General features: G+C 40.5%; 24 protein-coding genes. 5 read left to right on the forward strand and 19 right to left on the reverse strand.

Annotated elements, in window-relative coordinates; translation table 11 throughout:
• Positions 1–82: 82 nt before the first annotated feature.
• From lpxA to pyrH, 11 genes are all read right to left on the reverse strand, one after another.
• On the reverse strand, positions 83–871 hold the full coding sequence (gene lpxA, locus BKG94_RS04065; protein WP_077434459.1) for an acyl-ACP--UDP-N-acetylglucosamine O-acyltransferase: 789 nt from the start codon (positions 869–871) through the stop codon (positions 83–85).
• Between the two features lie 16 nt (positions 872–887).
• On the reverse strand, positions 888–1334 hold the full coding sequence (gene fabZ, locus BKG94_RS04070) for a 3-hydroxyacyl-ACP dehydratase FabZ (RefSeq protein WP_077434461.1): 447 nt from the start codon (positions 1332–1334) through the stop codon (positions 888–890).
• Between the two features lie 102 nt (positions 1335–1436).
• A complete protein-coding gene (gene lpxD, locus BKG94_RS04075; protein WP_077434463.1) occupies positions 1437–2462 on the reverse strand; it encodes a UDP-3-O-(3-hydroxymyristoyl)glucosamine N-acyltransferase in 1026 nt (341 codons plus the stop codon).
• Between the two features lie 12 nt (positions 2463–2474).
• Entirely contained in the window at positions 2475–3086 is a 612-nt protein-coding gene (locus tag BKG94_RS04080; protein ID WP_077434465.1) for an OmpH/Skp family outer membrane protein, read from the reverse strand.
• 101 nt (positions 3087–3187) lie between these two features.
• Positions 3188–5581 carry an outer membrane protein assembly factor BamA gene (gene bamA, locus BKG94_RS04085; protein WP_077434467.1) on the reverse strand — a complete coding sequence of 798 codons (2394 nt, stop codon included), beginning with the start codon at positions 5579–5581 and terminating at the stop codon, positions 3188–3190.
• A 27-nt stretch (positions 5582–5608) separates the two neighbouring features.
• Positions 5609–6940 (reverse strand): sigma E protease regulator RseP, encoded by a 1332-nt coding sequence (rseP, locus tag BKG94_RS04090; protein ID WP_077434469.1) that lies wholly within the window; start codon positions 6938–6940, stop codon positions 5609–5611.
• Between the two features lie 9 nt (positions 6941–6949).
• Positions 6950–7816 carry a phosphatidate cytidylyltransferase gene (locus BKG94_RS04095; RefSeq protein WP_077434471.1) on the reverse strand — a complete coding sequence of 289 codons (867 nt, stop codon included), beginning with the start codon at positions 7814–7816 and terminating at the stop codon, positions 6950–6952.
• 11 nt (positions 7817–7827) lie between these two features.
• Positions 7828–8547, reverse strand: coding sequence for a polyprenyl diphosphate synthase (gene uppS / locus BKG94_RS04100; protein WP_077434473.1), 720 nt, complete (start codon positions 8545–8547; stop codon positions 7828–7830).
• Positions 8548–8576: 29 nt separating this feature from the next.
• Positions 8577–9773 (reverse strand): 1-deoxy-D-xylulose-5-phosphate reductoisomerase, encoded by a 1197-nt coding sequence (gene ispC, locus BKG94_RS04105; RefSeq protein ID WP_077434475.1) that lies wholly within the window; start codon positions 9771–9773, stop codon positions 8577–8579.
• A 187-nt stretch (positions 9774–9960) separates the two neighbouring features.
• The gene (gene frr / locus BKG94_RS04110) at positions 9961–10518 is read right to left on the reverse strand and encodes a ribosome recycling factor (protein WP_077434477.1); all 558 of its coding nucleotides are present in this window, start codon (positions 10516–10518) and stop codon (positions 9961–9963) included.
• 91 nt (positions 10519–10609) lie between these two features.
• Positions 10610–11323, reverse strand: a complete 714-nt coding sequence (gene pyrH / locus BKG94_RS04115) for a UMP kinase (protein WP_077434479.1) — start codon at positions 11321–11323, stop codon at positions 10610–10612.
• A 130-nt stretch (positions 11324–11453) separates the two neighbouring features.
• Between pyrH and BKG94_RS04120 the strand changes: the two genes are divergently transcribed.
• The gene (locus BKG94_RS04120) at positions 11454–13016 is read left to right on the forward strand and encodes a phosphoethanolamine transferase (protein ID WP_077434481.1); all 1563 of its coding nucleotides are present in this window, start codon (positions 11454–11456) and stop codon (positions 13014–13016) included.
• A gap of 52 nt (positions 13017–13068) precedes the next feature.
• On the opposite strand, the gene tsf is transcribed toward BKG94_RS04120, so the two are convergent.
• The 5 genes from tsf to BKG94_RS04145 all read right to left on the reverse strand — a co-directional run bounded on the left by tsf (position 13069) and on the right by BKG94_RS04145 (position 17884).
• The gene (gene tsf / locus BKG94_RS04125) at positions 13069–13920 is read right to left on the reverse strand and encodes a translation elongation factor Ts (RefSeq protein ID WP_077434483.1); all 852 of its coding nucleotides are present in this window, start codon (positions 13918–13920) and stop codon (positions 13069–13071) included.
• 135 nt (positions 13921–14055) lie between these two features.
• Positions 14056–14784, reverse strand: coding sequence for a 30S ribosomal protein S2 (gene rpsB / locus BKG94_RS04130; RefSeq protein WP_077434485.1), 729 nt, complete (start codon positions 14782–14784; stop codon positions 14056–14058).
• A 261-nt stretch (positions 14785–15045) separates the two neighbouring features.
• Positions 15046–16170, reverse strand: a complete 1125-nt coding sequence (locus tag BKG94_RS04135; protein ID WP_077434487.1) for an anhydro-N-acetylmuramic acid kinase — start codon at positions 16168–16170, stop codon at positions 15046–15048.
• Position 16171: 1 nt separating this feature from the next.
• Entirely contained in the window at positions 16172–17011 is an 840-nt protein-coding gene (gene ygfZ / locus BKG94_RS04140; RefSeq protein WP_077434489.1) for a CAF17-like 4Fe-4S cluster assembly/insertion protein YgfZ, read from the reverse strand.
• Positions 17012–17020: 9 nt separating this feature from the next.
• Positions 17021–17884 (reverse strand): YicC/YloC family endoribonuclease, encoded by an 864-nt coding sequence (locus tag BKG94_RS04145; RefSeq protein WP_077434491.1) that lies wholly within the window; start codon positions 17882–17884, stop codon positions 17021–17023.
• 156 nt (positions 17885–18040) lie between these two features.
• Between BKG94_RS04145 and BKG94_RS04150 the strand changes: the two genes are divergently transcribed.
• Positions 18041–19243, forward strand: coding sequence for an aromatic amino acid transport family protein (locus BKG94_RS04150; protein WP_077434493.1), 1203 nt, complete (start codon positions 18041–18043; stop codon positions 19241–19243).
• A 155-nt stretch (positions 19244–19398) separates the two neighbouring features.
• On the opposite strand, the gene rpoD is transcribed toward BKG94_RS04150, so the two are convergent.
• The 3 genes from rpoD to rpsU form a co-directional block, all read right to left on the reverse strand.
• Entirely contained in the window at positions 19399–21291 is a 1893-nt protein-coding gene (gene rpoD / locus BKG94_RS04155; protein ID WP_077434557.1) for an RNA polymerase sigma factor RpoD, read from the reverse strand.
• A gap of 65 nt (positions 21292–21356) precedes the next feature.
• A complete protein-coding gene (gene dnaG, locus BKG94_RS04160; protein ID WP_077434495.1) occupies positions 21357–23141 on the reverse strand; it encodes a DNA primase in 1785 nt (594 codons plus the stop codon).
• 134 nt (positions 23142–23275) lie between these two features.
• Entirely contained in the window at positions 23276–23491 is a 216-nt protein-coding gene (gene rpsU / locus BKG94_RS04165; RefSeq protein WP_018356521.1) for a 30S ribosomal protein S21, read from the reverse strand.
• Between the two features lie 220 nt (positions 23492–23711).
• Between rpsU and tsaD the strand changes: the two genes are divergently transcribed.
• From tsaD to BKG94_RS04180, 3 genes are read left to right on the forward strand one after another with little or no spacing between them, the layout of a single operon-like run.
• Entirely contained in the window at positions 23712–24740 is a 1029-nt protein-coding gene (gene tsaD, locus BKG94_RS04170; protein WP_077434497.1) for a tRNA (adenosine(37)-N6)-threonylcarbamoyltransferase complex transferase subunit TsaD, read from the forward strand.
• Between the two features lie 9 nt (positions 24741–24749).
• Positions 24750–24983, forward strand: coding sequence for a hypothetical protein (locus BKG94_RS04175; RefSeq protein ID WP_077434499.1), 234 nt, complete (start codon positions 24750–24752; stop codon positions 24981–24983).
• Positions 24983–25564 carry a thymidine kinase gene (locus BKG94_RS04180; protein ID WP_077434501.1) on the forward strand — a complete coding sequence of 194 codons (582 nt, stop codon included), beginning with the start codon at positions 24983–24985 and terminating at the stop codon, positions 25562–25564. Before BKG94_RS04175 ends, BKG94_RS04180 begins: the two co-directional genes overlap by 1 nt.
• Positions 25565–25595 lie beyond the last annotated feature (31 nt).

Raw genomic sequence — 25595 nt, forward strand, 5'->3', positions numbered from 1 at the left:
GCACTTTTAAGATTAAAGTGCGGTTGATTTAACACTAATTTCTTGGAAATCTCCGTTTCGAAAGGAGGATAAAAGTTCGTGATTAACGAATAATACCGCGCGTTGAGCGTTTGAAAAAATCGGTGAAAAAACTAATTGCGGAATCGGTTTCAGCGATTTGTTCAATCTCAGGGATGATTTCCTCAAGGGTTTTACCGCTACGGTAAATCATTTTATACACATTACGAATGGCGTGCATTGTCGGTTTATCAAATCCACGGCGTTTTAACCCTTCTAAATTCACACCAAACGGACGGGCATGGTTACCTTGTGCCATCACATAAGGTGGTACATCTTGGCTGACCATTGAGCCCCCACCTAACATCACGTGCGCCCCCACAATCACAAATTGATGAATGGCGGACATTCCCCCCACAATCACAAAATCATCTAATTCAACATGACCGGCAAGGGTCGCATTATTGGCTAAGATACAATTATTTTTAATTTGGCAATCGTGTGCCACATGGACGTTAATCATCAGCAGATTATTATTACCGATACGGGTTATACCGCCACCTTGAATCGTGCCCCGATGGATTGTGACGTGTTCGCGAATTCTATTGGCATTACCGATAATGGTTTTTGTCGCTTCGCCTTTATATTTTAAATCTTGGTTCACTTCACCAATACTGGCAAATTGATAAATTTCATTATCTTCACCAATCACTGTATCGCCACGCACAACTACGTGTGATTTCAGTACGGTACGTGCTTTAATCTCAACTGTACCTTCAACAATACAAAAAGGACCAATAAAAACCCCTTCACCTATAACTGCTCCTTCTTCAACGAGTGCCGTAGGGTGAATTTTTGCACTAGGATGGATCATATTTATCCCCTTATTATTAGCGACGTGCGCACATTAATTTCGCTTCACAAGCAATTTCGCCGTTAACGGTTGCAATACCGGTAAAGGCGGTAATTCCACGACGTTCCTTGATGACTTGAACATTTAATTCCATTTGATCTCCCGGTAACACAGGACGTTTAAAACGGGCTTCATCAATTCCTGCAAAATAGAATAATTCCCCACCTTTTAATTCATGGGTTTTGAATGCCAGAATTCCCATCGCCTGTGCAAGCGCTTCTAAAATCAATACTCCCGGTAAAATAGGTTCGCCGGGGAAGTGACCGGTAAAACAAGGTTCATTAACACTGATATTTTTAACGGCTTTTAGCCATTCGCCTTCCTTGAAATCCAACACGCGATCCACCAATAAGAATGGATAACGGTGTGGTAATAAAGTCATAATTTCTTTTGCTTCGATCACTCTTGATTGCTGTTCTGACACGTGGATACCTTTACAAATAAAAACTAAATTCCCATGAATTATACGATATTTATGGGTAAAAACAAAACGCACCACAAAAGTGCGGTGCGTTTTTAAAGCAGATTAACCGATTTTCTTTTCGAGCGCTTTCAAACGCTTATTCATTCCATCAATTCCCAACGTCAAAGCGGCGGTTTTCCGCCATTCTTTGTTTGTTTGCAACGGAATACCGGAAGAATAAACACCCGGTTCAGTAATTGGCCGCATCACCATCCCCATGCCGGTAATGGTCACCTTATCGCAGATTTCCATGTGACCATTGATCACACTTGCCCCGCCAATTAAACAGTAACGCCCTACCGTCAGGCTGCCAGCCATAATCACGCCACCGGCAACCGCTGTGCCTGTACCGATGTGAACATTATGAGCAATTTGGCAGAGATTATCGATAATCACGTTATCTTCTATCACTGTTGCATCCAATGCGCCTCGATCGATACAAGTACAAGCACCGATTTCAACATTGTTACCAATAATGACTTGTCCCACTTGAGGGATTTTAATCCAACGACCTCGATCATTGGCATACCCAAAACCATCACTACCAATCACCGCTCCGGATTGAATTAAACAGTTTTTACCAATTTCGACATCGTGATAGATGGTCACATTTGCCCAGAGTTGCGTGCCTGCAGCAATTTTTGTGTTTTTACCCACAAAGCAATTTGCACCGATAATTACGTTATCGCCTAATACAGCGCCTTCTTCAATAACGCTATTTGCCCCAATTGATACATTTTCACCTAAAGAAACACCTTCGGAAATAACCGCACTTGGCGCGATACCTTGTGCAGCTTTTGGTGTGGTATCCATATATTGGGCTAAAATTGCATAAGCCACATAAGGATCTTTGACGATGAGTAAATTGCTTTCTTTCGCACAAAATTCAACATCGGCTTCAGATACGACTAAAATGCCGGCTTTAGATTCTTTTAATAACGGACGAAATTTTGCATTGGAAATGAAAGTGAGTTGATGAGCTTGCGCTTTATCGAGAGGAGCGATATTTGCTACAACAACATCGGCGTTACCACGAAGGGTAGCGCCGATTTGATTAGCCAATTCTTGTAAAGAATAGGATTTTTGCATTATGAGAACCTATTATTTTTTCTCTTCTGCTTTGGCTGGCTCAGCCGCTTTTTCAGTTACAGGAATAGATTTTAATACCTCTTCGGTAATATCTTTGCCTTCTACTGCAAATACGACTGAATTTGCATCAAGAACGTAAGTATAACCTTTTGCTTTGGCTAAATTATTGGTTGCCACTTGGATGCTTTCTAATAATTTTGCACGCGCTTCTGCTTGACGTTTGTCGCTTTCTTCTTGGAATTCCGCTACTTTCTTATCTTGCTCTTGCATCAACTTAGTTAATGCAGCTTCTTCATTAGCACCAAATTTATTAATTTCTTGTTCACGTTTTTGAATTTCAGCTTGACGTAAACGCGGTGCATCTTTTTTCAATGCTTCAACCTTTGCTTCTACTTTTTTACGTGATGCAGCAATTTTGTTATCAATTTCTTTTTTGCTTGCAGCCAATTTATCTGCCGTCGGTTTCAATTCTGCATCTAATTTATCTGCAATAGCTTGGCGATCCGGATGATTTTGGAATAAATATCCTGCGTTAATAAATGCAATATTTTCATTTGCTGCGGCAAAACCTGATGCAAGCGCAATACCTACTGAAAGTGCGGTTACTTTTAAAACATTTTTCATTGAAATTTCCTTATTAGGTTAAGTAGTTAATCATGCTTGCACAGCGTAAACATTTGCTGTGCAAGTGTCTGTTTTGACTAAATAATAAATAAAAAGTTCGATTAAAAAGAACCACCAATGCTAAATTGGAATTGCTCTACATCGTCGTTTTCATATTTTTTGATCGGTTTAGCATAGGAGAATACCAACGGACCGATTGGCGATTGCCATTGGAAGCCTACCCCTGCAGATGTACGAATGCGACTTGGATCACTATAATCCGGCAAATTAGGGAATCTTGCTTTGTCCTGTGCCGTCCATTTTGTATTCCAAACGCTTGCCGCATCAACAAACAACGAGGTTCTTACCGAGTTTTGGCTCTTATCTGAAATAAATGGTGTAGGTACAATTAGTTCCATACTTGCAGTAGCAATTGCATTACCACCAACGATATCGCCATTACGGCCACAGTAATCAGCCTTACCACCCTGACAGTCATTGACATAGTAAATCGCCTCAGGACCTATTGCACCATACGCAAAACCACGTAGTGAGCCGATTCCCCCCGCCGTATAGTTTTGGTAGAACGGTAAACGTTTACCGCCAAAACCGTTTGCATAACCGGCTCCGGCTTTACCTGAAATCACCCAACGATGCTCACGATCAAGCGGATAGTAACCTTCAATATCTGCATTTAGTTTATAATATTTATTATCGGATCCCGGAATCGTGACACGACCACCAATATTTGCTCTTACCCCTTTAGTTGGAAAATAACCACGGTTTAGACTGTTATAATTCCACCCAAAAGATAAATCAAAATCATGAGATTTAATCCGAGGTTTCGATGATGTTGCATCAAAATTCATTGATTCCAAATAAAGGTCACGATTATATTCTTTAGAGAAGTTACTGATTTTATTATAAGTGTAACCTAATCCTATATAGTATGAGTTATTTTCATTGACCGGGAAGCCTAAAGTAACATTACCACCATAAGTCGTACGTTTATAGGTTGATGAAGTATCACTATCGGAGTTATCGTAAGTTTCATAGAACACGTTACCGCCTAAACTTACCCCATCTTTTGTAAAGTACGGTTCGGTGTAACCAAGGTTGATCGTCGTACCGTAATCATTACGGGAACCGGCTAAACTTACCGCAGCCCCTGTACCTAAAAAGTTATCCTGTTTAATGCTGGCTTGGTAACTGATACCGCTTTCCGTACCATAACCTACCCCGAAGTTAATACTACCTGTGTTACGCTCTTTTACTTTATACACAACATTAACTTCGTCATTGCTTCCTTCAATCGGAGCAACACGGCTTTCCACTGTTTCAAAGAAACCGGTTCTATCTAAACGGATTTTACCCAATTCAACTAACTGGGAGTTATACCAAGCTCCTTCTTGCTGACGCATTTCTTGACGTAATGTACTGTCGGCTGAAACCGTATTTCCTTCAAATTGGACTTGACGAACGGATAAACGACGACCCGCATCAACGACAAAAGTTAGTGCGATTGTTTTATTCACATCATCAAATGTTGGCGCACTGTTGACGGTTGCACTACCATAACCACGCTCACCCAGTTTTGCTTTGATGGCATTTTCAACATCGGTAACATCCGCTCTGCTAAAAGTTTCATTCAAGTGAAGGCTGTTTAATAACGGCTGCAATTCCTCTGCCATTCCACCTAAATTACCGACAATACGTGCACTGGCTAAATCGTATTTTTCACCTTCATTAATATCGATTGTCACTTCCGCTTTGGTTTGCTCATCATTTAGCTTCACATCAGTATTGGTAACATGCGCTTTAGCATAACCATTGTTTTGATAGTACTGTTGGATCGATTGCAAATCTTTATCAAATTGAGTTGCATCAAATTTGTTACCCCATAGTTTCCACCATGCATCCGGTTGCAAGTCCATTTGTTCTTGTAATGTACTGCTGGAAACCGCTTTATTGCCGTTAAAGGTGACGGATTTTAATTTTGCCGTATCATCTTCATCAATTTGAAGATTAATCTCCGCACGATTATTTGGCAGCGTATTCACAATCGCATCGACCTTCGCATTATAACGTCCTATGCTTTTGTAGTGTTCTCTCACACCTTTAACGAACTCGTCAAGTTTCGCACGATTCAGTACATCACCGGCTTTGAAACCATTCGCATCCAGATTTTGTTTTAATGCTTCCGTTGGAATTAAGGAATTACCTTTAATATGCACTTCCGAAATAATCGGTTTAGCAATTACGCTTACCACAAGAGAATCACCGTCACGATAAGCTTTCACATCATCAAATCGACCACTTACGAATAAATTGCGAACAATATTTGCCACATCGTTATCAGTCACACGTTGACCTGAACGAACCGGCAAACTCGCGAGAATTTGTTGTTCTAATTCACCCTGAACGCCATCAACGCGAATGTTTTTTGCCAAGAAAGGGGCAGCAAACACGCTTGCTGTCGTACCGAATAATAAACTTGCGATTAGAAGTTTTTTCATCGACTGTATCCTATTTACTATAAAAATTTATAAACGTAAGAAATCGTTGAAAAGTGCAAATACCATTAAGGTTAATAGCAATGCCGCACCAATGCGATAACTTAAATTTTGTACCTGCTCGGAAACAGGATTTCCTTTAATACCTTCTGCTGCCAAAAACACCAAATGTCCACCATCCAGTACCGGCAACGGAAATAAATTCATAATACCTAAATTGACGCTGATTAACGCCATAAAGCTCAGGAAATAAATCCACCCTACACTTGATGAAGCGCCTGCACCTTTTGCAATCGAAATCGGACCGCTTAAATTATTTAAAGAAAGATCACCGGTAAATAATTTGCCAATCACTTTAACGGTTAACCAAGACAATTGCGCCGTTTTTTCTACACTTTTCGACAGGGCGTCAAGAATACCATATTTTAATTCTGTTCGATACTGCTCGCCAACATTTAAAAAGGTTGGGCTTATCCCCACAAACCAACGATCCTCTTTATTTTTTTCCGGTTGCACCGTTTTGTCAAAAATATTGCCGTCACGTTCAACTTTCAAAGAAATAGGTTGGCCTTGTTCGACCAGTTTTACAAACTCCTGCCATGAAAGTGCGGTCAAATTTTCATTTAAAATTTTATCCCCCACTTGCAAACCGGCTTTTTGAGCTGGGGAATGATCCACGACTTTTGATAGCGTCATCTCTACTTTCGCACGAACAGGGATCATTCCCAAAGATTCAAAAGCGCTTTCTTTTTCCGGATCAAAGCTCCAATCGGATAAATCCAAACGTTTTTCATAGGTGACACTTGAACCAAAAGGCGAAAAACCAATCTCCACTTGAGATTCCCCTAGCTTTGTCGCTAATAGCATATTAATGGTTTCCCAATCCGGTGCTTCTTGTCCATCAATTGTCATAATTTGTGAATTGGCTTCGATTTTTGCTTGCGCTGCGATGGAATTTTGCGTGACACTCTCAATCACCGGTTTTACACTTGGCATCCCGACAGAATAAATTACCCAATACGCCACGATAGCAAAAATAAAATTAGCTAATGGGCCCGCAGCAATAATAAATGCACGTTGTAATACCGATTTTTGATCAAATGCCTGAGATTTTAACGACAAGGGAACGTCTTCAGCCCGTCCGTCCAGCATTTTAACGTAGCCACCCAATGGGATCATTGACAAGGCAAATTCTGTTCCCTGTTTATCAGTACGCCGCCAAAGTACTTTACCAAAACCGATAGAAAAACGATGTACTTTTACACCGCACTTTCGTGCCGCCCAAAAATGGCCGTATTCATGAACAGCCACTAACACGGAAATGGCAATCAGAAAAGAACCTAGTGACCACAAAAATGACATTATCAATTCCTATAAGACAAAGAAATAAAAGTAGGTAAAAAAGGGAACTGCCGCCGTTAAACTGTCAATACGATCCAAAATACCGCCATGACCGGGAATAAGTTGGCTACTGTCCTTGATACCTGATTCACGCTTAAACATACTTTCTGTTAAATCACCTAAAATTGAAATCGCAACTGTCGCCACCGAGAGAATGACAAATCCTGTCATTGCACGGTTGCCAAGCAAGGTTTCTCGAGAAAAATAAATAAAAACACATGCGAGAATAACAGCGGTAATCAAACCACCAAAAACGCCTTCCCAAGTTTTACCCGGTGAAACTTTTGGTGCGAGTTTATGTTTACCAAAAGCACGACCGGCGAAATACGCCCCGGAATCCGCCGCCCAAACCAACACGAACACATAAAGCAGTAAAAATAAGCCGTGATGAGGATCTTGCGTATAATGATCCAAACGCAATCGCAAAACGGCAGCAATGAAAGGAATTAAGGTTGCGAACGCAAACAATAAATGGATCGGCTTATTTTTGCCCCAATATTTTGCGGAGTTGGGATAAGTGATGACTAACAATAACGCAATGCCCCACCAAACCACGGAATTAAGTAATATAAACGGCAGATAATTTTCAAAAACACGTCCGGCATTTAAATAATCGCCTTCGGTAAAAAGCCATAAAAAAATAAAAGCACCGAGAAATGCGCTAATACACAAACGGGCGAGAAGTTGTTTAAAACGGGCAAATTGTGTCCATTCCCATACGCCCAATGTCGCCACCAATCCCAAAGCCAAAGCAAAATAAAAAGGGGTAAATAAGAACAAGGCACAAAGTACCAATGCAATAAGCACAATAGCCGATAATACACGTTCTTTAAGCATAATTTCTCCGCTTATTCTGTCCCGCCAAAACGGCGATGACGTTGTTGATAACTCGCAATGGCTTGATTAAAATCTTTCTCACTAAAATCCGGCCATAAAACATCTAAAAAACACAGTTCCGCATAAGCAATTTGCCAAAGCAAAAAATTGCTAATACGCTGTTCACCGCTGGTACGAATTAATAAATCCACTTGAGGCTGATCTTGAGTAACAAGGTGTTGCTGGAAATATTGCTCGGTGATATCTTCCGTCTGTATCTCATTATTTTTTACTTTATCCGCAATTTGTTTAGCCGCCTGTACAATATCCCAACAACCACCATAATTTGCGGCGATATTCAGCGTAAGTGCGGTATTTTTTTCAGTCAGTTCTTCAGCTTTTCTAATTTTCTCTCGCAATTTTTCACTAAACCGTGATGTATCACCAATGATTTTTAGGCGAATATCATTTTTATGTAATTTCTTGACTTCACGATCCAAGGCTTGCATAAAAAGCGTCATCAACGAACTGACTTCCTGTTCCGGACGGTTCCAATTTTCACTGCTGAAGGCATAAAGGGTTAACACTTTCACGCCAATTTGACGAGCATAAGTGACGGCACGGCGAACCGCCGCTACCCCATTCGTATGCCCAAAAATACGCAATTTATTTTGTTGTTTCGCCCAACGCCCATTGCCATCCATAATAATCGCAACGTGTTCAGGGATATTATTCTTATCAAGTTCTATCATAAAAAATAAGATTATTTTTGACCGCTCTTTTAGCGATGCATAATTAACGATTCTGCAAGTATGCGAGCGTTTTTATCCACCTCAAGCACATCATCAATAGAAGAAATCATTGTAGGTGACATTTTTAAAACCGATTCTTGATTAATATATGCGATATCGGTAAATGAAATACGTCCTTCTAAAAAAGCCTGTACCGCAATTTCATTAGCGGCATTCATTGCCGTTGTCGCATATTGCCCCTCGGCAAAAGCCTCTATCGCCAGTTTTAAATTCGGATAGCGATTAAAATCAGGCTCGATAAAAGTTAATTCTTTGATTTTAAAGAAGTCCAAAGGTTCAACACCGGCAAAGGTACGTTGAGGATAAGACATGGTTTCGGCAATCGGGGTTCTCATATCAGGATTACCCATTTGCGCAATGACAGAACCATCCACATAACGCACCATAGAATGAATGATGGATTGTGGGTGAATAATCACCTCCATTTCATCTGCGTTTGCATTGAATAACCAACGGGCTTCAATATATTCCAACCCTTTATTCATCATTGTGGCGGAATCTACGGAAATTTTTTTCCCCATTGACCAATTCGGGTGAGCGACCGCTTGCTCTGGCGTGATATGTTTAAACTCATTTAATGGAGTATAACGAAAAGGGCCGCCAGAGCCGGTTAGAAGGATTTTACTAATGCCTAACTCGGCTAATGGGCAAAAACCGATTTTTTGTTGTGCGTCAGGCGGTAAAGATTGAAAAATCGCATTATGTTCGCTATCCACCGGCAATAAAGTGGCATTATGCTGTTTCAAGGCATCGATAAAAATTTTTCCACAGGTTACCAATGCTTCTTTATTAGCTAGCAACACGCGTTTTCCTGCCTTTATTGCAGATAACGTCGGCAATAAACCTGCCGCACCGACAATCGCCGCCATCACCTGATCGGCATCAGGGTGTGCAGCTAATTCGCAAATCGCTTTTTGCCCCGCTAATACTTCTGTTACAATCCCTTGTGCTGAAAGCTTTTCACGCAAAATATTAGCGGCGGTCACATCATCAAGGGCAGCAAAGTGCGGTCGAAATTTCACACATTTTTCAAACATTGATTCAACGCTCTTTCCACCTACGAGGGCAAAAGCATGATATTTTTCAGGATTATGTTCAATTACCGACAGGGTACTTTGTCCAATCGAACCCGTCGCACCAAGAATCACAATATTTTGTTTTTGCATAAATTTTTGACCGCACTTTATATTCAATAAAAAGGACGCCCATGCGTCCTTTATTTCGCTATTCAGATTATTTTTGTGTCAAAGATACTTGGAAAATAATAGAAAAAGATACATCCGCAACAAGATCAGATTGAGTATTCTTCACAATTAATTCACCGGATATCTTTGTGCCTCTATGTCATCACCACTAAAAATCTAATAGCTCTTTTTCCTTCTCTGCTAAAACTTCATCAACTTTTTTAATAAATTGATCGGTAATTTTTTGAATATCTTCTTCCGCTTTATGTTGTTCGTTTTCGCTGATTTCTTTATCTTTTAGCAATGCTTTGATTTTATCATTCGCATCACGGCGGACATTACGGATCGCAACTTTGCCTTGCTCACCTTCAGCCTTAACGATTTTAATTAAATCACGGCGGCGTTCTTCCGTTAATGGAGGAAGCGGTACGCGAATCGTCGTACCGGCAGAAGACGGATTTAAACCGAGATCGGAAGTTAAAATCGCTTTTTCCACCGCACTGATTAATGAACGATCAAATACTGTTACAGCAAGAGTACGTGCATCTTCCGCCACCACATTGGCTAATTGACGAAGTGGCGTAGCTGCACCATAGTATTCTACTTGGATTGCATCTAATAAACTTGGTTGAGCACGACCTGTACGAATTTTGGCAATATGACCTTTTAACGCTTCAAGGCTTTTATCCATACGATCTTGTGCATCTTTTTTAATTTCATTAATCATTTATTCTGTTCCTTTTAGTAAAAATTAAAAACGCAATGATTGTACTCAATTCCATTGCGTTTTCCTAGTTCAATTCACTAATCCTATTCAATTAACAAATAGTCGTACCTTCCGTTGTACCAAGTACAACATTACGTAATGCACCAGGTTTAACCATATTAAACACACGAATCGGCATACCGTGATCACGGGCTAAAGTAAATGCGGCTAAATCCATTACCTGTAATTCTTTATCAATCACTTCGGCATAAGTAAGATTTTGGTACAACTTCGCTTGTGGATTTTTCGCTGGATCACAATCATACACCCCATCGACTTTGGTTGCTTTCAACACGACATCGGCTTCAATTTCAATTCCACGCAAACAGGCCGCAGAATCCGTCGTGAAAAATGGGCTACCCGTTCCGGCAGAGAAAATCACCACGCGTTTTTCCCGTAACATTTTAATTGCTTCCGACCAGTTATAGGTATCGCAAATACCGTTTAACTGAAAAGCAGACATTAACTTTGCATTCACATCCGCACGGTGTAACGCATCACGCATCGCCAAACCATTCATCACAGTCGCAAGCATTCCCATATGGTCACCTACCACACGGTTCATACCGGCTTTCGCCAATTTTGCGCCACGGAATAAATTTCCCCCACCTAACACGACACCAACTTCTACACCCATTTCGACTAATTCTTTGATCTCTAACGCCATACGATCGAGAATTGACGGGTCAATACCAAACCCTTCGTCACCTTGTAATGCTTCACCGCTTAATTTCAATAAAATACGTTTGTAAATTGGTTGGCTCATTATCTTTTCCTTTTGGGCTAAAAAAATTGGTTTATTTTATAGAATAACTGTGCAAGAGTGAAGATATTAAAGATGGAAATTCTTATTGAAAACTGGATAATAGGCGCATTTATTTCCTCCTAGAGATAGTATGAATACGCCAAAAATACTACAGATTTTAACCGCACTTTGGATTTTTATTTGTGCCATGGTGGCGGGTTATTTCATATTAATGGGTTCAGGTATGTTTCCTCAGCCCGATATTGGGCTGATTTTACTCGCGACCACCCTTATTCTTTTATTGAGCAACAGTAAAAAAACATTCTATTTTATTTTGTTGCCGATCGCTTGTGTTCATGCCATTTATGCCCCTGTCGGTCTCAATTTCGGTGCTCCGAGTTATCAATATATTGCTTCCGTTTTTGCGACGGATATGCTGGAAACTAAAGAATTTTTATTGCAAATTCCACTGACTAGCTACCTCATTGCCTTTTCTATTCCAATATTGGTGTTTTTACAGTATAAAAGTGCGGTCAAATTTGGCATTAAATTTTACCGTAACAAAACCTTTATCACACTGGCAGCATTACTCTTTGCTTACCATCTTCCCCTTGCCGATCCCGTGAAAGAAAGCGTCAATTCAACTGTAAAAATTTACGATGAAGTCAATAAACTCAAACAAATGTCGCACTCGGATAACTGGGGAAAATCAACGTTAGAACATTCCCGATACGATGATTATGTGCTAATTATCGGCGAAAGTGCGCGCCAAGATTATCATCATGCCTATGGTTATCCCGTGGGAAATACGCCTTTTATGTCCAATGCCAAAGGGACGCTGATTAATGGGCTTCACTCTGCCGGTACCAATACGATTGCATCTTTACGCTTAATGCTTACGCTACCAAACAAAGAAAAATGGGAACCGAATTATGATTTAAGTTTAGTCGATCTCATCAAATCTGCCGACATTAAAACCTATTGGCTATCCAATCAAGGGCTACTGGGGGAATTTGATACACCGGTCTCCTCTCTTGCTGCAAAATCCGATGAAACCTTTTTCTTGAAAAAAGGGGGGAGTTTTAATTCCACCAACTATAGTGATTTTGATTTATTACCAAAATTCGTCCAAATACTGGAAAATCCTATAGAAGGTAAGCGTTTTATTGTATTACATATTTATGGCTCACATCCGCTAGCTTGCGATCGCTTAGAAGACTATCCGAAAATTTTTAAGGACAATGAAATCACATCTAAATATGCTTATTTGAACTGTTACATTTCTTCCATCAAAAAAACTGATGAATTTTTAAAACGCGTTTATGAGCAATTACAAGAAAACGCCCAAAAAAATCACCGCACTTTTTCAATGATTTACTTTGCCGATCACGGCTTATGCCATCAACAAGATGAAAAAAATAATGTGATGTTGTTCAACCAAAACTGCTTTAGCCGTAGCCATCACAATGTTCCATTATTTAAAATTGCATCTGATGATACTGAACGTAAAGAATATAAGGCATTTAAATCCGGTTTAAATTTTGTAGAGGGAATTGCAAGTTGGATAGGTATCAAAAATCCAAAACTCACCAGGGAAGAAGATTTATTTTCCCCTGAAATGGATAAAGACGATTTTGGCTTGCAAAAACGGATCGATGAGAAATACGAAAAAGGAGATGATCCCGCTATTGATATTCGTCCAAAACGTAAGTAATAAAAAAGCCGATAAATTAATATCGGCTTTTTTAATCTTTAAAATAGAAGAATTAAGCATTACCACCGGTAATTTTTGCCACTTCTGCTGCGAAATCTTCTTCTACTTTTTCAATACCTTCACCTACTTCTAAACGAATGAAATTAGAAACTGAGGTATTCACTGATTTTAAGTAATCACCCACAGATTGAGAAGGATCCATAACGAATGCTTGACCGGTTAAAGAAACTTCACCGGTGAATTTCTTCATACGACCTTCAACCATTTTTTCTGCGATTTCTTTTGGTTTACCGGAATTAATTGCGATGTCGATTTGGATTTGACGCTCGTGTTCCACTACTTCAGCAGAAACGTCTTCCGGATTGACGAAATCAGGTTTAGATGCTGCAACGTGCATCGCCACTTTTTTCAATTCTTCAACTGAACCTTCACCGGCAACTAATACACCGATTTTCGCACCGTGTAAGTATTGAGCGATCACATTACCTTCTAAGTAAGCTACACGGCGGATTGTCATATTTTCACCGATTTTCGCTACTAATGCCGCACGTTTTTCTTCAAATTGTGCTTGTAATTGTTCAATAGTGGTGCCTTTATTTGCTGCCGCGTAATCAGCTACTTCATTTGCTAACGCTAAGAAACCGCCATCTTTTGCCACAAAGTCGGTTTCACAGTTCATTTCCACTAATACACCGAAACCGGTTTCAACACGTGCAATGATAACGCCTTCAGCTGCTACACGACCCGCTTTTTTCGCTGCTTTTGCTTGGCCTGATTTACGCATATTATCGATAGCTAATTCAATATCACCGTTCGCTTCAACTAATGCTTTTTTACATTCCATCATACCGGCACCGGTACGTTCACGAAGTTCTTTTACTAATGCTGCTGTGATTTCAGCCATTTTTCCAATCCTCTGTCTGAAAGTGCGGTTATTTTTCACCGAACTTTTTAGATAAAAATACAGGGGCAATTTCTCGCCCCTGTGCCAATTAATCGTTTGATTAATAAGGGCTTTCGCCTTATTGCAAAACTTAAATTATTCCGCTTCTGCCGCAGCGACTAATTCTTCAGTAACCGCTGCTTCGTTACCACGACCTTCTTTTACTGCGGCAGCTGCTGCCGTTAAGTAAAGTTGAATCGCACGGGTTGCATCGTCGTTACCCGGGATAACGAAATCAACGCCGGCAGGTGTAGAGTTTGTATCAACGATAGCAAATACAGGGATACCAAGATTATTCGCTTCTTTCACTGCGATGTGTTCGTGGTCAGCACCGATTACGAATAACGCATCCGGTAAACCACCCATATCTTTGATACCGCCAAGACTTAATTCAAGTTTTTCCATCTCACGGGTACGCATTAACGCTTCTTTTTTGGTTAATTTATCGAAGGTACCGTCTTGAGATTGAGCTTCTAAATCTTTTAAACGTTTAATTGATTGACGTACTGTTTTCCAGTTAGTCAACATACCACCTAACCAACGGTGGTTTACATAATATTGTTGACAGTCTAATGCTGCAGCTTGAACGGCTTCAGACGCAGCACGCTTTGTACCAACGAAAAGTACTTTACCGTTATTGCTTGCAATACGGGTTAATTCCGCTAATGCTTCATTGAATAATGGTAAGGTTTTTTCAAGGTTGATGATGTGAACACCATTACGTGCACCAAAAATGAAAGGTTTCATTTGTGGATTCCAGTAACGGGTTTGGTGTCCGAAGTGTACGCCTGCGTTGATCATATCGCGCATTGAAACTTGTGCCATAATATTTTCCTTTTAATTGGGGTTGAGCCTCCACATATCAGCTCATCGACCGTTTGGCACCCCGATGAAGCCTTGATGATATGTGTGTGTTATTTAAGTTAAAAATTCACTCTTTTTTATGGAAAAAAGAGCGGTGCGATTTATACCATAAAGTGCGGTTAAATTCTAGTTTATTTTTATTTGGAAATATGTGATCCGTGAATAAATTCATTCACAACGAATGACGATTTCACGGGGCTTGGATTATTCTGTCATCATTGTTTAAGGCATCGGAAAAACGGCACCTAATCCCACCGCCTGTTGTGCACCGGTAACATCAGGTAAATTACCCGTTTGATGATTCATTCTTCGATAAGCCAACCATGCAAAAGCAGCTGCCTCCACATAATCTGCATCCATACCAAATTCGTTGGTCGTGTAGATTTCCCAGTTTCGTAAACTGTTTGCAAGGCGCTGCATAATGAATTTATTTTTTGCGCCTCCACCACAAACCAACAGCCGTTTTGGCAAAGTGGTACTGATATTATTTAGGCTTGCGCTAATGCTCCTAACCGTAAACTCCACCAAGGTTGCCTGTATATCCTGTGGTAAAAGTGCGGTTGAATTTGTAGCAATATGTTGAATTTTTTGCTCCAACCAAGACAAATTAAATAATTCCCGCCCTGTACTTTTAGGTGGAGGTTGTTGGAAAAAAGGCTCGTCTAACAGGTAATCCAATAATTCTTCATTGCATTGTCCGGTTGCCGCCCATTCACCATTTTTGTCATAGGGTACGCCAAGATGCTTTTCGATCCACAGATCAAGTAATGTGTTGCCCGTACCGGTATCAAACCCCATAATAGGCTGGTTCGGGATCAGCAAGGATACATTGCTTATTCCGCCAATATTCAACACTACGGTGGCATAATTCGGGTCAAAAAAAACAGCCTGATGGAATGCCGGCACAAGCGGTGCGCCTTGTCCGCCGAATGCCATATCCTTACGGCGAAAATCTCCGACTGTTGTTATATTGGTACGAGCGGCGAGCAAATTCATATCGCCAATTTGCATTGTGAAAGGAAATTTCCCTTGCGGTGAATGCCATATCGTTTGTCCATGGCAGCCGATAGCTTGAATATGTTCAGTTGGGATCTGCCTGGATTGTAGAAAATGGTTTACGCAGTCTGCATAAAGCAAGCCAAGTTGATGATCTAGCTCTCCCAACTGTTGTAATGTCGTTTCACCTGATCGCACAAGTGCGGTAATTTTTTCACGTAAATCATTTGGCATAGGCGTAAAATCCGATGCCACCAATTTTGGTTTAGGTAAACTAAAATCCACTAACGCAATATCTACGCCATCCAAACTCGTACCGGACATGATTCCGATATAATATTTCGCATTCATTTTAATTGAGTATATATGGCAAAGGTTGAAGGGTCAGAATACAATCGTCTTTCGGCAAACGGAAAGTTTGAGTCGTATCAATATCATTATTCATCACCACTTGTAACCACAAAACGCCATCAATATTAACCGCACTTATAATTGTACCGGTTTTACGCCAGTGGCTTTCAAGCTGCATTTCAATTTCACTACCGATTTCCGGTATGTCTTGAGTTTCACCTTTTAGAACGAACATCGCACGCTTGTTTGCACCACGATACTTGGCTCGTGCGACTGTTTCCTGTCCAATATAACAACCTTTAGTAAAAGAAACGGCTTGCTCAATGGCTTGTAAATTCATTGCCTGAGGAATAAATTCATTTTGCATTTTTGCGCTCAAATGAGGAATTCCGGCTTGTATATCCGCAAGATCCCACTCTTGTTCATCGGCATTGAAACTCACCGCCAATGAGGTTTCATTGAGTAAAATCGCTCGCTGCTCATCAATTTCCAGTGTGAAGAGCGGTTGAATTTTGCTACATTTTTCACCGATTACCCCAACAATCTGCCAATCGCGTAAATCAAAGCTGACTTTGGAAAACACCGCATACTTTTTCAATGCTTCCAGTGCACTTGGTAATAAATCCTTTCTCACTAATAAAAAAAACTGTTCACTACTGACTTTCAATAAACGAAAAATTGCATTCACTTTACCCTTCGGATCGCAGTGTGCGGTGATCGTAGTTGCACCACCGGCCAATCCCACCACATCAGTAGTAAGTTGTCCCTGCAAATATTTTTCGGCATCGCTGCCCTGTGCTTCTATCAGTTGATATTGATTTAGTTGAATAAATTGAGCCATCCCGTTCCCCTATTCTAAATTCTGAATTTGCTCACGCATTTGCTCGATTAATACTTTTAATTCAACCGCTGACGCTGTGATATCCGCATTGATAGATTTAGATGCTAATGTATTGGATTCACGGTTAAGTTCTTGCATCATAAAATCCAATTTACGCCCAACAGCCCCACCTTTTTTTAGGATATTTGCGGTTTCTTTTACGTGCATTTGCAAGCGATCAAGCTCCTCTGCGACATCCACTCGCTGTGCCAATAAAACCATCTCCTGTTCGACTCGCTGTGGATCAAGGCTAATTTTTGCTTCTTCAAAACGCTGTAATAAACGCTCGCGTTGCCATTGTAAAACCGCCGGCATTTGTGACCGCACTTTATCTGTCTCGACCCCAATAGCATCTAAGCGTTGTTGAATGAGCCTTTGTAATTTCTCCCCTTCGCGACCACGCATATCAATAAACTCTTTCAGCAGCTCATCAAAAGCATTCAATAAATCTTGGCTAATCTTATCTAAATCCTGTTCCGGCGCTTCTACTACACCGGGATAACGTAATACATCCGTTAAATTAATTTCACCCTCGCCTGCCTGCGCTTTAATCCATTGCAAAGATTGAATCACTTGGCTTGCCAATTCCCGATTAATATTAAGTTCGCTATTGGTTTGCTTTTTGCTTTCAATACGCAAAGAACATTCAATTTTACCACGGGTCAAACTTTGACGAAGTTTTTCACGTAAAGCGTTCTCCAAACCGCGAAATTGTTCCGGTAATCGAAAGAAATTTTCCAAATAACGCTGGTTCACCGAACGAATTTCCCATACCGCATCTCCCCAATCTTTTTTCAATTCGAGGCGAGCAAAGGCCGTCATACTATAAATCATAAGAGCTCCCAATTTTATTGTCTTAGTCGATTTGTCGGTTATTGTAACGAGAAAGTGAAATGATTTCTAAAAATATTTCTATAAATAAGATGTTTACAGGTTGTAAATTTTAAAATACAATCTTTGTAAATTTTAAGTTACACCCAAGGAATAAAAATGAACAAAACTGTTGGCAGTACATTGCTGGTTTCCGGCACGATGATTGGTGCAGGGATGCTGGCAATGCCCCTAACTTCCGCCGGAATCGGTTTCGGTTTCACGCTAGTTTTACTATTAGCACTTTGGGCATTGCTCACTTTTACGGCTTTATTGTTTGTGGAACTTTACCAAACCGCTGAAAGCGATGCAGGTATCGGCACACTGGCAGAACAATATTTCGGAAAATTTGGGCGTATCGTTGCTACTGCTGTACTCATTATCTTTTTATATGCTTTAATTGCAGCATACGTGAGCGGTGGTGGTTCCTTATTAAAGGATTTATTGCCGGAAAGCTTTGGTAATAAAGTGAGTATCTTATTATTCACAATCGTTTTTGGCTCATTTATTGTGATCGGTACACACAGCGTGGATAAAATTAATCGCCTATTATTTTTTGTGATGCTTGCCGCATTTGTGATCGTACTCGGATTAATGCTGCCGGAAATTAAGATGGATAATTTATTAGCCATGCCGATCGATAATGCCCTGATCATTTCAGCCAGCCCGGTATTTTTTACTGCTTTCGGTTTCCACGGTTCTATCCCAAGTTTGAATAAATACTTAGGTGGAAATGTGAAAGCTTTGCGTATTTCGATTTTAGTCGGTTCGAGCATTACGCTCGGAGCTTATATTTTGTGGCAACTTTCTACACACGGCTTGCTCACGCAAAATGAATTTTTACAAATATTAAAAGAAGATGCTACATTGAATGGTTTAGTAAAAGCGACCCTTGCTATCACCGGTAGCAATGTGATCACAAGTGCGGTCAAATTATTCTCCACTTTAGCTTTGGTGACATCTTTCTTAGGTGTAGGGTTAGGTTTATTAGAGTGTATCGAGGATTTATTAAAACGATCTTTTAATATTTCCACAGGGCGAATTTCTCTTGGCTTGCTCACTTTTATTCCGCCCCTTGCTTTCGCTTTATTCTATCCGGAAGGTTTCATCTTAGCATTAGGTTATGCCGGTCAGATGTTTGCTTTTTATGCTGTGGTATTGCCGGTCAGCCTTGTATGGAAAGCCCGTCGCATTCACTCATCGCTTCCATACCGTGTATGGGGAGGCAATTTCACCTTGTTTGTGGTACTCGTACTTGGTGTGGTGATTACGTCTATTCCATTTGCAATCCGTGCCGGTTATCTACCTTTTGTCGTAGGTTGATAAAACAAGGTGAAATTCGACCGCACTTTCGGTCTTATTTCAGCACCTCAAATTAAATTTGGGGTGCGATTTTATTTGTACTCATAAGGAATATTTATTTTTTATATGAGATAAAAAAGGCAACCTTTCGGTTGCCTTTTATCGTTTCAATAAGCTTAATTATGCATCCAAGCATCTAAGAAACTACGCAAAATCTCTGAACGACTTGGATGACGAAGTTTACGTAAAGCTTTTGCTTCAATTTGACGAATACGTTCACGCGTTACATCAAATTGTTTACCCACTTCTTCAAGGGTATGGTCAGTATTCATATCAATACCAAAACGCATACGCAATACCTTCGCCTCACGTGGTGTTAACCCTTCCAATACATCTTGTATCGCCACTCTCAAGCTCTGCGCTGTAGCAGAATCCAACGGCGATTCAAGGGTATTATCTTCAATAAAATCACCTAAATGTGAATCATCGTCATCACCGATTGGCGTTTCCATAGAAATCGGTTCTTTAGCGATTTTCAATACCTTACGAATTTTATCTTCCGGCATTCCCATACGATCCGCCAATTCTTCAGGTGTCGCTTCACGCCCCATTTCTTGCAACATTTGGCGAGAAATACGATTCAGTTTATTGATTGTTTCAATCATATGGACCGGAATACGAATAGTACGCGCCTGATCCGCAATAGAGCGTGTAATGGCTTGACGAATCCACCAAGTGGCATAAGTAGAAAACTTATAACCGCGGCGATATTCAAATTTATCCACCGCTTTCATTAAACCGATATTACCTTCTTGAATTAAATCCAAAAATTGCAAGCCACGGTTGGTATATTTTTTAGCGATAGAAATCACCAAACGTAAGTTTGCTTCTACCATTTCTTTTTTTGCACGACGTGCTTTTTGTTCACCACGTGCCACGGCATCACAAATTGTACGCATCTGTTGGATCGTCAATTTTGAGTTTTCCTCAAATGCGACTAAATTTGCCAGAGCCTGACGAACTCGATCTTCATATTTCGTTAGGCGTTTTGCCCATGGCTTAGAAGATTTCAACGCTTTATCCAACCAAGCATCACTACTTCCGAATTTAATAATAATGGTTTCAAATTCATCTTTCGGCATACCTGCAATATCAACCAAAACTTTCTGTAATTGACGTTCTTCCGCACGCACACGTTTCATGATGTTTTTTATCGATAAAACAAGCTGATCAAATTGTTTCGGAACAAGACGGAATTGTTTAAAAATCTCTGCCAGTATAAGCACTTGCTCTTGTGCTTTTTTATGGTTACGACCATATTTGGTAATAGTCGCAAGGGTTTTTGTGTGTTGTTCTTTCAGTGCTGTAAATTTTTCACGGGCAACTTCAGGATCAATGCTGTTATCCGAATCACTCTTATCTGAAGAAGAATCCCCTTCCTCTTCTTCCTCTTCACTATCATCCACATCGCTTGTCTCATAGCTTTCTTCGTCTTCATCAAAGTCTTCTGATAGCTCAGGGGTCTCTTCTTCAATCGCGTTCGGATCCACAAAACCGGTAATAAGATCAGCCAGGCGAACCTGTCCTTCTTCCACTTGATCATATTGTGCCAACAAATCTGAAAGTGCCTCCGGATAGGCTGCGATTGAAGTTTGAACTTCATCAATCCCTTCTTCAATACGTTTAGCGATACTAATTTCATCTTCACGGGTCAGCAAATCTACCGTTCCCATTTCCCGCATATACATACGGACAGGGTCGGTAGTACGACCAATTTCAGATTCCACATTCGATAAAATTTGTGTGGCTTCTTCCACCGCATCTTCATCCGGGATGGTATCGTTTAAAATCATGTCATCACTTTCCGGCGGTTCATCCAACACCGGAATACCTGCATCATTTTGCAAGGTTTGGAGTAATTTATCGTAATATTCTGGGTCAATCACATCTTCCGGCAATAAGTCGTTAATTTCCGCATAGGTTAAATAGCCTTGCGTACGACCTAATTCCATCAGTTGTTCAATTTGCTCTGAATATTGTTCAGCAGTAGATTGTTGGTTTTGTTCCATTTTCATACCCGTGTCGCATTATTTTATGGATGAATTTTTCGCTTAAGCGAAAGATTTTATCATTGTTACTGAGGATTAACTAACTGTTTTTTCTGTTCTTCTTTACTCGTAAGTAGTGTGACAAGCATTTGTCTTTCTTGCTCTGTTAATCCTTCAGATCGTTCCTTAGCAATGAGCATTTCAATATTCCGCTCAATAGCCTGAATGTTCAAACGGCGATAATTTTGTGAAAAAGCATTAATAATTTCCGTATCATCTAGTAAATGCTCCCAAGTTGCCAAAATTTCAAGGGGACGGCTATATTCCGTATCACGGAAATATTCCAAGATTTGTCCAATTGTAATACCTTCCCGTTCTCGACAAAGTGCGGTCAATTTTTCTAATAAATCGTAACCGGCTTCCGCGCGCAGTGCAACAAGACCAGATTCAGTAATACGATTAACCAAATGCGTATTTTGCAATAAAAGTGAGATCAATACACGCATTGGTGTTTGCTTCATTTTAGGTTGTGAATCAACAATCTTTGTCTTGTGATTTTCCACTTGTTTTGGAATTAAACTCTCTAGTTGCGATTCGTTAAAAATGCCCAATTTTTGAGCTAACGTATTACGTAAAGACAGACGCAATGCGTCACCCGGAATTTGTCGAATCAATGGTACGGCAAGTGCTACCAACTTACTCCGTCCCTCTTTAGTGGAAAAATCCACTTGCGGATTTAAATGAGCAAACAAGAATTCCGTGAGTGATTGTGCACTTTCGATATACTCTTCAAATTTTGCTTTACCGTATTGACGAATGTAGGTATCAGGATCTTCACCATCCGGCAAAAAAATAAATTTAATTTGTCGCCCGTCTTCCAAATAAGGTAAAGCATTTTCTAATGCACGCCATGCCGCATCCCGCCCGGCTCTGTCGCCGTCATAACAACAGATTATCTGTTCGGTGGAGCGAAAAAGCAGCTGAATTTGTTCCGATGTTGTCGAAGTCCCGAGAGAGGCAACCGCATAATCCACACCAAACTGAGCTAACGCCACAACATCCATATAGCCTTCCACCACCAACAGTTTTTGCGGTTCATCATTCATCTGTAGTGCTTCATATAAACCGTAAAGTTCACTACCTTTATGATAAGTAATGGTTTCCGGTGAATTTAGATATTTTGGCTTCTCATCACCCAAAACCCGCCCGCCGAATGCCACCGTGCGCCCACGCTTATCCCGTATAGGAAACATAATCCGATTACGAAATTTATCATACACATTACCACGATCATTACGGGAAAGCATACCGAGATCGAGCAATTTTTGCTGTTCTTCACGGTTTACCGAAAACTTGCGTAGAACGCTATCCATCGCATTCGGCACAAAACCGATTTGAAATCGTTCAATCACTTCGGCTGAAAGCCCACGCTGTTGCAGATAGCTTTGCGCCGGAATATTCAAGGGTAATTGTGTTTGGTAAAATTTAGCAATTTCTTGCATTAATTCATATAGATTACGTTTGGTTTGATAATTTGCTTGTGGTCGTTGATTAGCCGAATGACTACGTTTTTCATAAGGTACTTCCAACCCGGCCATTGCCGCAAGCTCTTCAATAGCTTCGACAAATTCCAATTTATCATAATCCATCAAAAAGGAAATCGCATTACCGTGCGCACCACAGCCGAAACAATGGTAAAACTGTTTTTTTTCACTCACCGTAAAAGACGGTGTTTTTTCGTGGTGGAAAGGGCAACAAGCTTGGTAGTCCCGCCCGGCTTTCTTAAGCTTTATACGAGAATTAATCACATCAATAATATTGGATTTTGTCAGCAAATCATCAATAAACGGGCGTGGAATTAAGCCTTTCATCGCTTTTGCCTCCTTGAATATGATGTGAAAGTGCGGTTAATTTTTTTGATATTTTTTACATTATTTGAAAGTAACAAAACCGTGATGCCAAAGGAATCACGGTTTGCGTTAACTCGAGTTAAAAATACTATAAATTAGTATAAACGGGTGTTGCGCGCATTTTCACGAGCATTACGTTTAGCGTGACGTTTAGCAAGTGTTGCTTTTTCACGTTTACGAACTGTCGTTGGTTTTTCGTAGAATTCACGAGCGCGAACTTCCGCTAGGATACCAGCTTTTTCGCAAGAGCGTTTGAAACGACGTAAAGCTACGTCAAATGATTCGTTTTCACGTACTTTAATTACAGGCATAAGCCAATCACCTCAATGAGTTTAATTTAATTGCAATTTTAAATTTTATTTCTGCCGCAAATGCGACAAATTTAATAAAGGTCGCAATTCTAATCTACTTTTGGGGCAAAAGTAAAGAGGAGAATACGCAACCTCATTGAATTTGGCTGTTTCAACTGGCTAAAAACAGCTAAACAAGGTAAAATCACGCCTCATTTTAGAAAGTAAATTAAGAAAATCAATGAGAATCTTGGGAATTGAAACCTCCTGTGATGAAACGGGTGTAGCAATTTATGATGAAGAGAAAGGTTTAGTTGCGAATCAACTTTATACACAAATTGCACTTCACGCAGATTATGGCGGTGTAGTGCCGGAACTCGCCTCACGCGATCATATCCGAAAAACGATCCCATTAATTCAGGCAGCCCTAGCTGAAGCAAACTTAACCGCCGACCAAATTGACGGCGTGGCTTACACCAGCGGACCGGGGCTCGTAGGCGCATTATTAGTGGGCTCGACTATCGCCCGCTCCCTTGCCTATGCGTGGAATGTGCCGGCAATCGGCGTACATCATATGGAAGGTCATTTGCTTGCGCCAATGTTGGACGAAAATCAACCGCACTTTCCGTTTATTGCTTTATTAGTTTCGGGCGGACATACCCAATTAGTACAAGTAGAAGGAGTGGGAAAATACAACGTCATTGGTGAATCTATTGACGATGCCGCGGGTGAGGCCTTTGATAAAACCGCTAAATTACTTGGTTTAGATTACCCTGGCGGAGCTGCATTATCTCGCTTAGCCGAAAAAGGATCACCAACCCGCTTTACATTTCCACGCCCAATGACAGATCGCCCGGGGTTGGATTTTAGCTTTTCCGGCTTAAAAACTTCTGCTGCCAATACGGTAAATCAAGCGATTAAAGAAGAAGGCGAATTAACGGAACAAACCAAAGCGGATATTGCCTACGCCTTTCAAGATGCGGTTATCGATACATTGGCGATAAAATGCAAACGCGCCTTAAAAGAAACCGGTTATCGGCGTTTAGTCATCGCCGGAGGGGTAAGTGCAAACAAAAAATTGCGTGAAACTTTGGCTGAAATGATGAAAGATTTAAAAGGTGAAGTGTTTTATCCTCAACCTCAATTTTGTACTGACAATGGCGCAATGATTGCCTACACCGGCTTTTTACGTTTAAAACAAGGTCAGCACGATGAATTGGAGATAGAGGTTAAACCTCGCTGGCCAATGACAGAACTCTCCACCATTTAAGGAACAAACATGAAAGATATTAAATTCCGAGCCATGCGTGCTGCCGGTATTGCTTGCTTTACTGTATTAGTCATGATTGGCGTATGGGTTTTTACCACACCGAGTGATGAAATTGTCAATCTTCTGACTCTAGTTGGTCAACAACTAGGTGGAGGCACGACTTACGGTGCTTTTTTGCTCTCTGCATTTCCTCCTTTTGCCGGTTTCTTGGTTTATCACATTTGGAAATGGGTAATTAAATAATGGCAAAATTATATTTTTATTATTCCACCATGAATGCCGGTAAGTCCACTACCTTACTGCAATCCTCCTATAACTACCGCGAACGCAATATGAATACGCTGGTTTATACGGCAGCTATTGATGATCGTTTTGGAGTGGGAAAAGTAACATCCCGTATCGGCATTTCTCAAGAAGCGAATTTATTTAATGCCGGTACCGATTTATTTCATGAAATTAGCCAACATTTACAACAAGAAAAAATACATTGTGTGTTAGTAGATGAGGCACAATTTCTCACCAAACAGCAAGTCTATCAACTCAGCGATGTCGTCGATAAACTTAATATCCCTACATTATGTTATGGTCTGCGCACCGATTTCCAAGCAGAACTTTTTGAAGGCAGTAAATACTTACTCGCTTGGGCGGATCAATTGGAAGAACTTAAAACCATTTGTTATTGTGGACGTAAAGCAAATTTTGTCCTTCGTCTCACTGAAAACGGTGAAGTCGTCAAAGAAGGCGAACAAATCCAAATTGGCGGAAATGACACCTACCTTTCCGTTTGCCGCTATCATTACAAAGAAAAGTGCGGTCAAATTTAACTGAGTTTTTAACGTAATTTTCAAACACAAC

The sequence above is a fragment of the Rodentibacter ratti genome, assembly GCF_002000485.1.
GTDB classification, from domain to species: Bacteria; Pseudomonadota; Gammaproteobacteria; order Enterobacterales; family Pasteurellaceae; genus Rodentibacter; species Rodentibacter ratti.

Coding starts and splice junctions, on each gene's coding strand:
- BKG94_RS04180 (WP_077434501.1), top strand. CDS start 24,983: ATGGCAAAATTATATTTTTATTATTCCACCATGAATGCCGGTAAGTCC.
- BKG94_RS04150 (WP_077434493.1), top strand. CDS start 18,041: ATGAACAAAACTGTTGGCAGTACATTGCTGGTTTCCGGCACGATGATT.
- tsf (WP_077434483.1), bottom strand. CDS start 13,920: ATGGCTGAAATCACAGCAGCATTAGTAAAAGAACTTCGTGAACGTACC.
- ygfZ (WP_077434489.1), bottom strand. CDS start 17,011: ATGGCTCAATTTATTCAACTAAATCAATATCAACTGATAGAAGCACAG.
- BKG94_RS04080 (WP_077434465.1), bottom strand. CDS start 3,086: ATGAAAAATGTTTTAAAAGTAACCGCACTTTCAGTAGGTATTGCGCTT.
- rpsU (WP_018356521.1), bottom strand. CDS start 23,491: ATGCCTGTAATTAAAGTACGTGAAAACGAATCATTTGACGTAGCTTTA.
- rpoD (WP_077434557.1), bottom strand. CDS start 21,291: ATGGAACAAAACCAACAATCTACTGCTGAACAATATTCAGAGCAAATT.
- frr (WP_077434477.1), bottom strand. CDS start 10,518: ATGATTAATGAAATTAAAAAAGATGCACAAGATCGTATGGATAAAAGC.
- tsaD (WP_077434497.1), top strand. CDS start 23,712: ATGAGAATCTTGGGAATTGAAACCTCCTGTGATGAAACGGGTGTAGCA.
- pyrH (WP_077434479.1), bottom strand. CDS start 11,323: ATGAGCCAACCAATTTACAAACGTATTTTATTGAAATTAAGCGGTGAA.
- ispC (WP_077434475.1), bottom strand. CDS start 9,773: ATGCAAAAACAAAATATTGTGATTCTTGGTGCGACGGGTTCGATTGGA.
- lpxD (WP_077434463.1), bottom strand. CDS start 2,462: ATGCAAAAATCCTATTCTTTACAAGAATTGGCTAATCAAATCGGCGCT.
- bamA (WP_077434467.1), bottom strand. CDS start 5,581: ATGAAAAAACTTCTAATCGCAAGTTTATTATTCGGTACGACAGCAAGC.
- BKG94_RS04120 (WP_077434481.1), top strand. CDS start 11,454: ATGAATACGCCAAAAATACTACAGATTTTAACCGCACTTTGGATTTTT.
- dnaG (WP_077434495.1), bottom strand. CDS start 23,141: ATGAAAGGCTTAATTCCACGCCCGTTTATTGATGATTTGCTGACAAAA.
- BKG94_RS04095 (WP_077434471.1), bottom strand. CDS start 7,816: ATGCTTAAAGAACGTGTATTATCGGCTATTGTGCTTATTGCATTGGTA.
- rseP (WP_077434469.1), bottom strand. CDS start 6,940: ATGTCATTTTTGTGGTCACTAGGTTCTTTTCTGATTGCCATTTCCGTG.
- BKG94_RS04175 (WP_077434499.1), top strand. CDS start 24,750: ATGAAAGATATTAAATTCCGAGCCATGCGTGCTGCCGGTATTGCTTGC.
- lpxA (WP_077434459.1), bottom strand. CDS start 871: ATGATCCATCCTAGTGCAAAAATTCACCCTACGGCACTCGTTGAAGAA.
- BKG94_RS04135 (WP_077434487.1), bottom strand. CDS start 16,170: ATGAATGCGAAATATTATATCGGAATCATGTCCGGTACGAGTTTGGAT.
- BKG94_RS04145 (WP_077434491.1), bottom strand. CDS start 17,884: ATGATTTATAGTATGACGGCCTTTGCTCGCCTCGAATTGAAAAAAGAT.
- rpsB (WP_077434485.1), bottom strand. CDS start 14,784: ATGGCACAAGTTTCAATGCGCGATATGATCAACGCAGGCGTACACTTC.
- uppS (WP_077434473.1), bottom strand. CDS start 8,547: ATGATAGAACTTGATAAGAATAATATCCCTGAACACGTTGCGATTATT.